Source organism: Rhodococcus sp. NCIMB 12038, assembly GCF_002165735.1.
Taxonomy (GTDB): domain Bacteria; phylum Actinomycetota; class Actinomycetes; order Mycobacteriales; family Mycobacteriaceae; genus Rhodococcus_F.
The window spans coordinates 115,439-128,826 of record NZ_NHML01000017.1 but is presented as its reverse complement, the minus strand read 5'-3'; the positions used below and the strand labels follow the sequence as shown (position 1 = coordinate 128,826).

The 13,388-nt window shown below is 68.5% G+C and carries 11 protein-coding genes; 6 read left to right on the top strand and 5 right to left on the bottom strand.

The features are described 5' to 3' along the window. Positions 1-12: 12 nt before the first annotated feature. From CA951_RS25660 to CA951_RS25635, 6 genes are all read left to right on the top strand, one after another. Positions 13-2,112, top strand: coding sequence for an ATP-dependent DNA helicase RecQ (locus CA951_RS25660; protein WP_087559514.1), 2,100 nt, complete (start codon positions 13-15; stop codon positions 2,110-2,112). A 151-nt stretch (positions 2,113-2,263) separates the two neighbouring features. After that, positions 2,264-2,776, top strand: coding sequence for a diaminobutyrate acetyltransferase (gene ectA / locus CA951_RS25655; protein ID WP_009474013.1), 513 nt, complete (start codon positions 2,264-2,266; stop codon positions 2,774-2,776). A 27-nt stretch (positions 2,777-2,803) separates the two neighbouring features. Beyond that, positions 2,804-4,066: a diaminobutyrate--2-oxoglutarate transaminase gene (ectB, locus tag CA951_RS25650; protein ID WP_087559513.1), complete on the top strand. Its 1,263-nt coding sequence runs from the start codon at positions 2,804-2,806 to the stop codon at positions 4,064-4,066. Positions 4,067-4,085: 19 nt separating this feature from the next. Next, positions 4,086-4,484, top strand: a complete 399-nt coding sequence (locus CA951_RS25645) for an ectoine synthase (RefSeq protein WP_087559512.1) — start codon at positions 4,086-4,088, stop codon at positions 4,482-4,484. 9 nt (positions 4,485-4,493) lie between these two features. Continuing rightward, positions 4,494-5,429, top strand: coding sequence for a D-isomer specific 2-hydroxyacid dehydrogenase family protein (locus CA951_RS25640; RefSeq protein ID WP_087559511.1), 936 nt, complete (start codon positions 4,494-4,496; stop codon positions 5,427-5,429). 21 nt (positions 5,430-5,450) lie between these two features. Beyond that, the gene (locus CA951_RS25635) at positions 5,451-6,278 is read left to right on the top strand and encodes an NAD-dependent protein deacetylase (RefSeq protein ID WP_087559510.1); all 828 of its coding nucleotides are present in this window, start codon (positions 5,451-5,453) and stop codon (positions 6,276-6,278) included. A 3-nt stretch (positions 6,279-6,281) separates the two neighbouring features. Here CA951_RS25635 and proB read toward each other — a convergent pair whose 3' ends face one another. The 5 genes from proB to CA951_RS25610 all read right to left on the bottom strand — a co-directional run bounded on the left by proB (position 6,282) and on the right by CA951_RS25610 (position 13,129). After that, on the bottom strand, positions 6,282-7,382 hold the full coding sequence (gene proB / locus CA951_RS25630; RefSeq protein WP_087559509.1) for a glutamate 5-kinase: 1,101 nt from the start codon (positions 7,380-7,382) through the stop codon (positions 6,282-6,284). Then, positions 7,379-8,839, bottom strand: coding sequence for a GTPase ObgE (gene obgE, locus CA951_RS25625; protein ID WP_087559508.1), 1,461 nt, complete (start codon positions 8,837-8,839; stop codon positions 7,379-7,381). The genes proB and obgE overlap by 4 nt, the downstream gene beginning before the upstream one ends. A gap of 157 nt (positions 8,840-8,996) precedes the next feature. After that, complete coding sequence (gene rpmA / locus CA951_RS25620) at positions 8,997-9,260, bottom strand: 50S ribosomal protein L27 (protein ID WP_012688267.1); 264 nt, start codon at positions 9,258-9,260, stop codon at positions 8,997-8,999. A gap of 42 nt (positions 9,261-9,302) precedes the next feature. Then, positions 9,303-9,614 carry a 50S ribosomal protein L21 gene (rplU, locus tag CA951_RS25615; RefSeq protein ID WP_005248081.1) on the bottom strand — a complete coding sequence of 104 codons (312 nt, stop codon included), beginning with the start codon at positions 9,612-9,614 and terminating at the stop codon, positions 9,303-9,305. A gap of 206 nt (positions 9,615-9,820) precedes the next feature. Then, complete coding sequence (locus CA951_RS25610; RefSeq protein ID WP_087559507.1) at positions 9,821-13,129, bottom strand: translation initiation factor IF-2 N-terminal domain-containing protein; 3,309 nt, start codon at positions 13,127-13,129, stop codon at positions 9,821-9,823. Positions 13,130-13,388: the final 259 nt, after the last annotated feature.

Genomic DNA, 13,388 nt, shown 5'->3' with positions numbered 1-13,388 from the left:
CACCATGGGGGCATGACGACCGCCACCGAACCCGCACTCCGTGACGAGGCCGAACGGCTGCTCCGCGAGCTGGCAGGCGAGCACGCCACCCTCCGCGACGACCAGTGGACGGCGATCGAGGCGCTCGTCGTGGGCCGCAGGCGGGCGCTCGTCGTCCAGCGGACGGGCTGGGGCAAGTCGGCGGTCTACTTCATCGCGGCGAAGCTGCTGCGGGCACACGGGCACGGTCCCACGGTCATCGTGTCGCCGCTCCTGGCGCTGATGCGGAACCAGGTGGCCTCCGCCGAGCGCGCCGGTGTGCGTGCCGCCACCATCAACTCCGGGAACGTGACCGAGTGGGACGACATCCACGCACGGGTCGCGGACAACGAACTCGACGTGCTGCTGGTCAGCCCCGAGCGCCTCAACAACCCCGACTTCCGCGACCAGGTCCTGCCCTCCCTCGCCGCCGACGCCGGCCTCGTCGTGGTCGACGAGGCTCACTGCGTGTCCGACTGGGGTCACGACTTCCGCCCCGACTACCGGCGGATCCGCACGCTGATCGCCGAGCTGGGCGAGGGCATCCCCGTGCTGGCCACCACGGCCACGGCGAACGATCGCGTCGTCTCCGACGTTTCCACGCAGCTCGGGGTGGGCGGCGCGGAAACCCTCGTGCTGCGCGGCGGCCTCGAACGTGAGTCGCTGCACCTGTCGGTCGTGCAGATTCCGGAGACCACCGCCCGGGCCGCATGGCTCGCCCAGAAGCTCGACAGCCTGCCCGGCTCCGGCATCATCTACGCGCTCACCGTGTCGGCGGCCCGGGATCTGGCGAGCCTGCTGTCCGAGCAGGGGCACACGGTCGCCGCATACACCGGGCAGACCGACGCCGGCGAGCGCGAGACCCTCGAGCAGGACCTGCTCGGCAACCGCGTCAAGGCGCTGGTGGCCACGTCCGCGCTCGGGATGGGGTTCGACAAACCCGACCTGGGGTTCGTCGTGCACCTCGGTGCGCCGTCGTCGCCGATCTCCTACTACCAGCAGGTCGGGCGTGCAGGCCGGTCCACCGACCGCGCCGAGGTGATCCTGTTGCCCGGATCCGAGGACAAGCAGATCTGGAGCTATTTCGCGTCCGTCGCGTTCCCCCGCGAGCACGTGGTGCGCCGGGTCATCGAGGTCCTCGACACCGACCGGCCGCAGTCCACGCAGGCGCTCGAGCCACTCGTGGAGCTCGGCCGCACCCGGCTGGAGATGGTGCTGAAGGTCCTGGACGTGGACGGCGCCGTGCGCCGGGTGCGCGGCGGCTGGGTGGGCACCGGCGAGCAGTGGACGTACGACGCCGACCGGTACGAGCGCCTCGAGCGAGCCCGCGAATCCGAGCAGCAGGCGATGATCGACTACCAGCGGATCACCACGTGCCGGATGGCGTTCCTGCGCGAGCAGCTCGACGACCCTGGCCTGGCGGCAGGCACGTCGGACTGCGGGCGGTGCGACAACTGCACCGGAGAGCGCCACGACGCGACTGTCGACGCCGAGGCGGTGCAACAGACCAGAGCCCGTCTCGAGCGCCCAGGCGTGGATCTGGCGCCCCGCAAACAGTGGCCGACGGGCCTCGCGAAGCTCGGTGTGAAGCTGTCCGGGAAGATTTCCGACGGCCCCGAGCCGGGTCGCGTGCTGGGCCGGCTGTCCGATCTGGGCTGGGGTCAGCGCCTGCGCTCCCTGCTCGACGAACCGGACGGACCGGCGCCCGACGCCGTCCTGAAGGCCTGCATCCAGGTGCTGGCGTCCTGGGACTGGGCCGAGCGGCCCACGGCGGTGATGGCGGTCGAATCGGCCACCCACCCGCTGCTGTCGGCGTCGATCGCGGGGCAGCTGGCCACGGTGGGACGCCTCACCGACCTGGGGGTTCTGCGGCTGCGCCCCGAGCATCCGCCGGTGTCCGCGGCCAACTCCGCGTACCGGGTGGCCGGGCTCGTCGACGCCTGGGAGGCCCCGAGTGTTCCCGAGGGCACCGGACCGGTGCTGCTCGTCGACACCCTCACCGACACCGGCTGGACCCTCACGATGGCTGCCCGGACGGTCCGCGCGGCGGGTGCCGCGTCGGTTCTCCCCTTCGCGCTCGCGAGTCTCAAATAGGCGAAGTGTGTCGCTTGCGGTTCACCCAAAAGTTACATAATGTGATGAGCATCACTTTGCACGTCTCACCTGCAAAGCTCTGCCGCCTGAACTGTCCAATTTCGCGAGGCACGTGAAATCGAAGGGGATGGTTGTTAGGTTCGAATTTCCAATGACGCCTGTTCAGAAGAGTGCCATCCCGACCACCGCGCCGGACGCGGTGTTGTTCAGAAGTCCAGAGATCACTGACGGAGTCCGGCTCTGGGAGATCGCCAGGAACACGGAAGTGCTCGATCTCAATTCGAGCTACGCATACCTGTTGTGGTGTAGAGATTTCAGCCGATCGTCGGTCGTCGCAGTTGTCGACGAGCGCGTCGTAGGGTTCGTATCGGGCTTCATCCGCCCAGAATCCCCTGCAACGCTGTTTGTCTGGCAGGTTGCCGTAGACGCCGACCAGCGCGGCAAGGGAATTGCAGGTCGCATGTTGAGCGCGCTGCTCGATCGACTTGCACCCGAAGGGATTACCCATCTCGAAACGACGATCAGCCCCGACAACGAGGCTTCGATCGCGCTGTTCACAGCATTGGCGCGTCGCCGAGATACGGCGATCAACAAGCAGGAACTGTTCTCCCCTAACGATTTTCCCGATGGACACGAAGCCGAAGATCTGTACACGATCGGCTAAGAGCATGCCCCGGAGGAATGCAGCAACATGACTAATTTCGATACGAACATTTTCGAGAGCCTCGAGTCCGAGGTTCGCAGCTACAGCCGCGGCTGGCCCGCCGTCTTCGAGTCGGCGTCCGGATCGTGGATCCGCGACGAGAACGGCCGCGACTACCTCGACTTCTTCGCCGGCGCCGGTTCGCTGAACTACGGCCACAACAACCCGGTCCTGAAGTCGGCGCTCGTCGACTACATCGTCGGCGACGGCATCACTCACGGTCTCGACATGTCGACCGTGGCCAAACGCGACCTGCTCGAGACCTTCCAGGACAAGATCTTGAAACCGCGAGGTCTCGACTACAAGGTCCAGTTCCCCGGACCCACCGGCACCAACACGGTCGAGGCCGCCCTGAAACTGGCACGCAAGGTGACGGGTCGTTCGTCGATCATCAACTTCACCAACGCCTTCCACGGCATGACGCTCGGCGCCCTGTCGGTCACCGGTAACTCGATGAAGCGCGCCGGCGCCGGAATCCCGCTGGTGCACGCCACCCCGATGCCGTTCGACAACTACTTCGACGGCGTCACCGAGGACTTCCACTGGTTCTCCCGGGTGCTCGACGACTCGGGCAGTGGCCTGAACCGTCCGGCCGCCGTGATCGTCGAGACGGTGCAGGGTGAGGGCGGCGTCAACGTTGCCCGCCCCGAGTGGCTGCGCGCCCTCGCGGATCTGTGCGCCGAGCGCGACATCCTGCTGATCGTCGACGACGTCCAGATGGGCTGCGGACGCACCGGGCCGTTCTTCTCCTTCGAGATCGCAGGCATCACCCCGGACATCGTCTGCCTGTCGAAGTCCATCGGCGGGTACGGCCTTCCGATGGCGCTGACCCTGTTCAAGCGTGAGCTGGACGTGTGGGGCCCGGGTGAGCACAACGGCACGTTCCGCGGCAACAACCCGTCGTTCGTCACGTCGAAGGTCGCCCTGGACCACTACTGGTCCGACGACACCCTGCACAAGTCGACACTGGCCAAGGGCGAGAAGATCCACCAGGCGTTCACCGAGCTGGCGAACCAGTTCGAGGGTTCCGTCTCCACCCGCGGTCGCGGCCTCGTCCAGGGCCTCGTGTTCGAGGAGCCGGAGCACGCGGGCAAGGTCTGCAAGCTCGCCTTCGACGAGGGACTGCTCGCGGAGACGTCCGGACCGTCCGACGAGGTGGTCAAGCTCCTGCCGGCGCTCACCATCACCGACGAGGAACTGAACCACGGCCTGGCCATTCTCGCCGACGCCACCGGCAAGGTCTGCAGCTAGAGAGAGGACTGACACACACATGATCGTTCGCACCACCGCAGAAATCACCGACACCGAGCGCGACATCACCAGCGAGGACGGCAACTGGCGCAGCAAGCGCATCGTCCTCGGCGGCGACAAAGTGGGTTTCTCGTTCCACGAGACCACGATCAAAGCGGGTTCGGTCAACGAGTTCCACTACGCCAACCATGTCGAGGCCGTCTGGCTCGTCGAGGGAACCGGCAAGTTGATCGACCTCGACAACGACAAGGTCTACGAACTCGGCCCCGGTTCGATGTACCTGCTCAACGGTCACGAGCGTCACCGTGTCGAACCCGAGACGGAAATGCGCATGCTGTGCGTGTTCAACCCGCCCGTCACCGGTCGTGAGGTCCACGACGAGAATGGTGTCTACCCCTTGATCGAGGTTCCCGCGTAAGTTCGACCCATGGCCGACGACGCTGCTGTTCCAGCTATAGCCATCGGACCCGCCCCGGACCCGCTCCTCGAGGATGCGGTGCGCCGGGGCGGTGCCCGTGTGGCACCCCTCGAGTCCGCGGACGCCCTGGTCTGGACGACGGGTCCGATCGGGTTCCCGGACCCGCTTCCCGAGAACATCCGCTGGGTGCAGTTGAACTCCGCGGGTGTCGAGGAGTGGTTCGCCGCGAAGGTGATCAGACCCGACTCCACCGTGCTGTGGACGTCGGCGGCGGGCGCGTTCGCCGCGACCGTCGCCGAGCACGCGCTGACGCTGCTGCTGGCAGGCGTGCGAGCACTGCCCGAGCACCTCGAGGCGAAGACCTGGCGCCAGCAGGAGTTCTTCTCGAAGGTCGGCACCCTGCGCGGCAGCACGGTCGCGATCGTGGGTGCCGGCGGTATCGGCCGGGCGCTGATCCCGATGCTCGCGGGTGTCGGCGCCGACGTGATCGCGGTGAATCGTTCCGGAAGCCCAGTGCCGGGCGCGATCGAGACGCTCCCCACCACCCGGCTGGGCGAGGTGTGGGCCCGCGCGGACCACTTCGTGATCGGGGCGCCCGCCACCGACGCCACCCATCATCTGGTCGGGGCGGCGGAGTTCGCGCAGATGAAGCCGACCGCGTGGGTCATCAACGTCGCGCGCGGCTCACTCGTCCACACCAACGCCTTGGTGAAAGCGCTGCGGGACAACACGATCGGCGGGGCAGGACTCGACGTCACCGATCCCGAACCGCTCCCCGACGGTCACCCGCTGTGGAATCTGCCGAATGTGATCATCACTCCGCACGATTCCAACCCGCCTGCGGTCCGTCCCCCGGCGTTCGCCGAGCACGTGGCGCTGAACGTCACCCGCTTCGTCGCAGGTGAGAATCTCACCGCCCTGATCGATCCCGTCGTCGGGTACTGAACCGGCGCTATTCTGGAGTGCGTGTTCGCCCCACTGATCGACGTACTCGGAGGCCGGCGCCTGTGTGTGATCACCGGCGCCGGCATCTCGACGGACTCCGGGATCCCCGATTACCGCGGCCCGGATTCACCCCCGCGCACTCCCATGACGTATCAGCAGTTCACCGGTGACCCCGATTTCCGCCGCCACTACTGGGCGCGGAACCACCTCGGCTGGCGGCACATGGACGCCGCTCGGCCCAACACCGGCCATCGCGCCCTCGCCGGGCTCGAACGGGCCGGGGTCGCGTGTGCGGTCGTCACCCAGAACGTCGACCTCCTGCACACCAAGGCCGGCAGTCGCCGGGTCATCGACCTGCACGGCACGTACGCCCAGGTCCGGTGCCTGACGTGCAACGCACTGATCTCCCGGGCGACGCTCGCCGACCGACTCGAGCGCGCGAACCCGGGTTTCGCCGAGACCGTCGCCGCCGCACAGGGAGTGGAGATCGCACCGGACGCCGACGCGGTCGTCACCAGCACCGAGCATTTCCGGATGGTCGACTGCGAGGCGTGCGGAGGCATGCTCAAACCCGACATCGTGTACTTCGGTGAGTCCGTCCCGAAGCCGCGGGTCGCGGCCGCCTACGACGTGGTCGACGAGGCCGAGGCGCTGCTGGTGGCCGGCTCTTCGCTCACCGTCATGTCGGGACTGCGGTTCGTCCGGCACGCCGCCAAACGCGGCATCCCCATCGCGATCGTCAACCGCGGGGCGACGCGCGGCGACGAGTTCGCCACCCTCACCGTGCACGCGGGCTGCTCGGAAGCCCTCACCGCGTTGCTCGACGCGTCGTCCGCCCTACCCGCCTGACCTCTAGAGCGGCACCAGGTCGTCGGCGTGGACCACGGGCCGCTGCATCTCGGCAGGCAGTTCCTGGGTCGACTTGCCGAGGATGTCGTTGATCTCCGCCGAGTCGTATGCCACCACTCCCCTGGCCACGGGACGTTCCTCGGGTCCGAGGAGTGACACGACGTCGCCGCCGTAGAACCGTCCCGACACGGCAGTGATGCCCGCGGGCAGCAGCGACCGCCGCCGGGTGACGACGGCCCGGACTGCGCCCTCGTCGATGTGCAGGATGCCCTGTTCGTCCGCGGCGTGCCGCACCCAGAACTTGCGGGCGGACAACCGGGACGGCCGGGCCGCGAACGCCGTCCCCACACTCGCGTCCCGCAGCGCCGCGCCGGCGTCCGAGGCGGCGGCGAGCAGCACGGGCACACCGGCATCGGCCGCGAGGCGCGCCGCGGACAGCTTGGACGCCATCCCGCCGGTGCCGAGAGCGCCGCCCGAGCCGGCGACCACCCCGTCGAGATCCTCGGGGCTGTTCACCTCGGGGATCAGCGTCGCGTTGCCCTTGCGGGGGTCGCCGTCGTACAGCCCGTCGACATCGGACAACAGCACGAGCGCGTCCGCGCCGACCAGGTGCGCGACGAGCGCGGCGAGCCGGTCGTTGTCACCGAATCGCAGCTCAGCGGTGGCGACGGTGTCGTTCTCGTTGACGATCGCGACCGCGTGCAGGGCGCGCAGACGGTCGAGGGTGCGTTGCGCGTTGCGGTGCTGCGCGCGGCGGGCGATGTCGTCCGCGGTGAGCAGCACCTGCCCCACCGTGCGCCCGTACCGGGCGAACGAGGTGCCCCAGGCGTGGGCGAGCGCCAGCTGGCCGACGCTCGCCGCGGCCTGCTTCGTCGCCAGGTCCCGCGGCCGCCTGGTCAGCCCCAACGGGGCCAGACCCGCGCCCACCGCGCCGGACGACACGACCACGACGTCGGAACCGGCACGCATCCGTGCCTCGATCGCGTCGGCCAGCGCGTCGAGCCGACCGACGTCGAGCCCGCCGACCAGACTGGTCAGCGCCGACGATCCGATCTTCACGACGATGCTGCCCGCCGACGCGACCGTGCGCCGGGTGGCGCTCACTGGTCTTCGGGGTCGAGGCCTTCGAGACCGCGACGGACCCTGGATGCGTGCTTGCGTTCGGTCGCGCCGATGCGCTCCACCTGATCCAGACGCGGGTCGGTGCCGCGGCCGGTGCGGGTGAGATCGACACCGGCGGGTGTCTGGGGCTCCCAGTCGAAGCTCACGTTGCCGATCGTGACGGACGCGCCGGGCTCCGCACCCTGCTTGACGAGTTCGGTTTCCACACCGAGCCGCGCGAGGCGGTCGGCGAGGTAGCCCACGGCCTCGTCGTTGTCGAACTGCGTCTGCCGCACCCAGCGTTCCGGCCGCGTGCCACGGACGATGAACCCACCGGGGATCTCGGGATCGGCGACGACGCTGAAGCTGTTCTCGTTGGCGATCACCGGGCGGATCACCTGACGCTTCGGCTCGGCCTTCGGATGTGCCTCACGGTAGTCCGCAACCAGTTTCGCCAGCGCGAACGTCAACGGGCGCAACCCCTCTCGGCTGACCGCCGAGATCGTGAAGATCGGCCACCCGCGGGCCTCGAGGTCGGGGGTCACCATTTCGGCCAACTCGGCCGCCTCCGGTACGTCCGCCTTGTTGAGGATCACGATGCGGGGGCGGTCCGCGAGGTCACCGAGGCCGGTGTCCCCGGACAACGCACCCTTGTACGCGGCGAGTTCCGCCTCGAGGGCATCGATGTCGGAGATCGGGTCGCGGCCCGGGTCCAGGGTCGCGCAGTCGACGACGTGCGCCAGCACGGCGCACCGCTCGAGGTGGCGCAGGAAGTCCAGTCCCAGTCCGCGGCCGTCGCTCGCGCCGGGGATCAGCCCGGGCACGTCGGCCACGGTGAACGTGGTGTCTCCGCTCGACACGACGCCGAGGTTCGGCACGAGGGTGGTGAACGGGTAGTCGGCGATCTTCGGCTTCGCCGCCGACAGCACGGACACGAGCGAGGACTTGCCCGCCGACGGGAATCCGACGAGACCGACATCGGCCACGGACTTCAGTTCGAGGACCAGTTCCCGCTCGACTCCCTCTTCACCGAGGAGGGCGAAGCCCGGTGCCTTGCGCGCCTTCGACGAGAGGGCTGCGTTGCCGAGCCCGCCGCGGCCGCCCTGGGCGGCCTCGAAGCGGGTGCCGACACCGATGAGGTCGGCGAGGATCCGGCCGTCCTTGTCGAGGACGACGGTGCCGTCGGGGACCTTCAGGATCAGGTCGTCGCCCTGGGCGCCGTCGCGGTTGCTTCCCATCCCCTGCTTGCCGTTGGTGGCCTTCGCGTGGGGGTGGAAATGGAAGTCGAGGAGGGTGTGGACGTTGCCGTCCACCTCGAGCACGACGTCACCGCCACGCCCGCCGTTGCCGCCGTCCGGGCCGCCCAGCGGCTTGAACTTCTCCCGGTGTACGGAGGCGCAGCCATTGCCGCCTTTTCCGGCGCTGACGTGCAGCACGACGCGGTCAATGAATCGGGACATGACTGCCGGATCCTTCCTCAGTCAATTGTGTTGATCTCACTCTGAAGCAAACAACTCTGAAACAAACAATAGGGGCGGACCGGGTATCTCGACCCAGGTCCGCCCCTATTGGGAGCTTGAAACGTCCCTCACGGGACGATGCATACTCGCGGCAGGACTAGACCTCTGCCGCCGCCGGAACGATGTTCACGGTCTTGCGTCCACGCTTGGTGCCGAACTCGACGGCACCGGCGGAGAGAGCGAAGAGCGTGTCGTCGCCGCCACGACCGACGTTGACGCCGGGGTGGAAGTGGGTTCCGCGCTGACGCACCAGGATCTCGCCGGCGCTGACGGACTGGCCGCCGAAACGCTTCACGCCGAGTCGCTGAGCATTTGAATCGCGACCGTTACGGGAGCTGGATGCACCCTTCTTATGTGCCATGTTCTTGACCCTCCTCGGGTGAAATCAGCTCTGAAGCTCTAGTTACTTGATGCCGGTGACCTTGAGGACCGTCAGCTTCTGCCTGTGGCCCTGACGCTTGTGGTAACCGGTCTTGTTCTTGAACTTGTGGATCCGGATCTTCGGGCCCTTGGTGTGCTCGACGACCTCACCCGTGACCGAGATCTTGGCCAGCTTGTCGGCGTCGGTCGTCAGGTCGGATCCGTCGACGACGAGAACGGGAGCAAGCGAGACAGCAGTGCCGGGCTCACCCTCGATCTTCTCGACCTTGACGAGGTCACCAACAGCGACCTTGTACTGCTTTCCGCCGGTCTTGACGATCGCGTACGTTGCCATCGGAGGGCTACCCCTTGCTTCTTCGAACTTGCTCGCGCCACAGTGTGCGCGACTGGTCTGGTGTGACGGCTAGCTCGGTCGAGATCGCGCAGCCTTCACAGGTGAGGGCACAGCTGACCTTCATCGCCGAGTAGCGACTGGTCAAGGTTACAGGAAGGCAACCGTTCCGTACAAACCGGCGTCGATTGCCTTCCCGCGTTCCCTGATCAGTGGTCGGCGTCGACCGGCGGGCCTGCCGGACGTGCCGCGGCCCGGCGACGACGCGGCTTGCGCGGCGCTGCTTGCGGATCGGCGCCGTCCGACGAGGACGCCGCCGGTCCGCTCACGGTCGAGGCCGACATGGCCGGCTCCGGTTCCGGTGCGTGCTCCGCGCCGGGCTCCGGCGTCGGAATCACGAACACGGTCCCGGCGCTGGGGGTTTCGGATACCGGCGCTGCCGCCGCCCTCGACACCCGGCGACTCCTGCGCCGCGTCGGGGCCACCGGCTCCGGTGCGGGCTCGGGTTCCGGGGTGGGCTCGGGTGCGCGCTCCACGACGGGTTCCGGGGTCTCGGCGACCGGTGCCGCTTCGGCCGGTGCCGATTCGACAGCAGGCGCCTCGGCCGCAGCTTCCACGGCTTCCTCGACGACAGCCTCTTCGACGACGGCGACCTCGGCCTCGGGCGCCACGACGGCTTCCGCAGCCACCGCTGCGGGCGCCTCGGCCACGGCCTCCTCGATCCCGGGCAGCTGCGCCTCGTCCGCGGCCGAAGCCTCCGCCTTGTGTGCTGCCTCCTCCTCCTCGTGATGGTGGTGTGCCATCGCGAGAGCGACCGGGTGAGCCCGCTTCACGGTGGCGTCCACCGTCGGGGTCTCCTCGTGCGCGGGAGCCTGCGGGGCGTCCCCGCCGGACGACTTGTCGCGTCCCCGCTTCTTGCGGGAGCCGCCGGAGTCGCCGCCGCGGGAAGACCCGCGTGCACCGGTGTCATCGGAGGTTTTCACCTCGATCGGCTCGGCGTGGACGATGATGCCGCGGCCGTGGCAGTGCTCACACGTCGTGGAGAACGCCTCGACCAGGCCGGTGCCCAGCTTCTTCCGGGTCATCTGCACGAGCCCCAGCGACGTGACCTCGGACACCTGGTGGCGGGTGCGATCGCGGCCCAGGGCCTCGGTCAGGCGTCGCAGCACCAGGTCGCGGTTCGACTCGAGCACCATGTCGATGAAGTCGACGACGATCATGCCGCCGATGTCCCGCAGACGCATCTGCCGGACGATCTCCTCGGCAGCCTCGAGGTTGTTCCGGGTGACGGTCTCCTCGAGGTTTCCGCCGGCACCGGTGAACTTGCCGGTGTTGACATCGACCACGGTCATGGCCTCGGTGCGGTCGATCACGAGCGTGCCGCCGGACGGCAACCAGACCTTGCGGTCGAGTGCCTTCGCCAGTTGCTCGTCGATGCGGTGCGCCTCGAAGACGTCGACACCGTTGTCCGACGTGTGCTGCGCGAGCCGCGGCATGAGGTCGGGCGCGACGGACTTGATGTACGACTCGACCGTCGACCAGGCCTTCTCGCCCTCGATCACGAGCTTGGAGAAGTCCTCGTTGAACAGGTCGCGAATGACCTTCACGAGAAGGTCGGGCTCCTCGTAGAGGGCCTGCGGGTTGCCGGACTTGCCGGATTCCGCCTTCGCGGCCTGCGCCTCGATCCCGGCCCACTGTTCCTGCAGGCGCGTCACGTCGCGAGCGAGTTCCTCTTCGCTCACTCCCTCCGACGCGGTCCGGATGATGACTCCGGCGTCCGAGGGCACGATGTCGCGCAGGATGTCCTTGAGGCGCTTGCGTTCCGTGTCGGGCAGCTTGCGGCTGATCCCGGTGGACGTGCCGCCCGGCACGTAGACGAGGAACCGGCCCGCGAGGCTGATCTGCGTGGTCAACCGCGCACCCTTGTGCCCGACCGGGTCCTTGCTGACCTGGACCAGCACCTGGTCGCCGGGCTTGAGCGCCTGCTCGATCTTGCGGGAGTTGCCACCGAGGCCGGCGGCCTCCCAGTTGACCTCACCCGCGTACAGCACGCCGTTGCGGCCGCGGCCGATGTCGATGAACGCCGCTTCCATGCTGGGCAGCACGTTCTGGACGCGTCCGAGGTACACGTTGCCGACCATCGAGGCAGACGCCGACGTGGTCACGAAGTGTTCGACGAGGACACCGTCCTCGAGCACGGCGACCTGCGTCGTCGCGTGCGGTTGCCCGGCGGCGAGACGGTCGCGCACGACCATGACGCGGTCGACGGCCTCGCGGCGTGCCAGGAACTCCGACTCGGTGAGGATCGGCGGACGGCGACGACCGGCATCGCGGCCGTCGCGGCGACGCTGACGCTTCGCCTCCAGCCGCGTCGAACCGGTGATGCCCTGGACCTCGTCCTTCGAGCGGCTCTTGTTGCGGGGCTCACGCTCGTGGACGACGGTGTTCGGCGGATCGTCCTCGGACGTGGCGTCTCCCGACCCCTCGCCACCGGACTTGCGACGGCGCCGACGGCGGCGACGACGGCTCGAACCGTCGGAGTCACCCTCGCCGGCCTCTTCGTCCCCGGATTCCGCTTCCGCCTGCTCGGCGTCCGCGGGCTTCTCCTCGGACTCCTTCTTCGGCTTCTCCTCGGGCTCCGGGCTCGGGGTCTCCGCGCCCTTCTCGGTGCCCTTGTCTTCACGGCCCTCGCGCGCAGACTCCTCGGCCTCGGCACCCTCGGTGTCGGTATCGGTGTCCTGCTCGTTCAGCTGTTCGCCCCGTCCGCGGCCACGACCGCGACGGCCGCGACGGCGTCGGCGCGGCTGATCGCCGTCGACGTCGGACTCGTCCGATTCGGTGTCTGCGGTGCCGGTGTCCGTGGCCTTAGCGGGCTCGGCGACGTCCTCGCGCGCCTCGGCGACGGGCGGCTGCTCGGTGGTGGGTTCCGGCGTCCCGGCGTCCCGGCGACTGCGCCGGCGACGCGGCGGCGTCTCGACCGCCGCGAGGTCGGGCTGCAGGAAGAGCGGGACCTGAGACACGGCGGAAGTCTCGGCCGGTTCCTCGGCAGCGGGCGCCTCGGCCTGGTAGGCGGCGGTGGTGAACAGGTCGCGCCCGAGGTCGGGTTCGGAAACCGCGGCCTCCTCGGCGACAGGTTCCGGGCTTTCCTGAGCCGGACTTTCCGGGGCCGGGGCTTCCTCGGCGGGGGCTTCCGGTTCCGCAGCCTGCTCGGCGGGGGCTTCCTCGACGGGAGCCTCGGGTTGCTCGACGGGAGCCTCCGGTGCAACCTCGGCGGGAGCGGTCTCCGCAGCGGTGAATCCTGCGTATACCCGCTCGGCGATCTCGCGTTGCAGGCTCGACTGCGCACTGCGCAGTTCCAGTCCGAGGGCCGCGGCCTCGGCGAGAACCTGCTTGCTCGTGACGCCCAGCAACTTCGCGAGGGCGTGAACGCGAATCTTCTCCGGAAGAGCGGGAACCGCGCTCCCGGCGGTGGCCGTATCGTTCGGCTCTGAATTTGTGGGCGGCGCTTGATCGGCCACGTAGTCTCCTCAGCCCCCGGGCGCGTCCACTCCCCTGTCAGGGAATGTCACGCGGCCACGCGAGGGCGCATTATGTGTACTCGCGCCCCAAATGTGAGCGCGAGATTGTCTGGTCTCGCTCCACACAGCGCGTGCAGTGTCCGTTTTCACTGCACACCCATGTAGTGCCTTGCGGATGGCCGTGGTCCGCGGTGCGAGCGCCTGATCATCCAGCGTGCCGATACGCCCAGGTATTTCCTGTTGACGCAGGGGCAGCGAT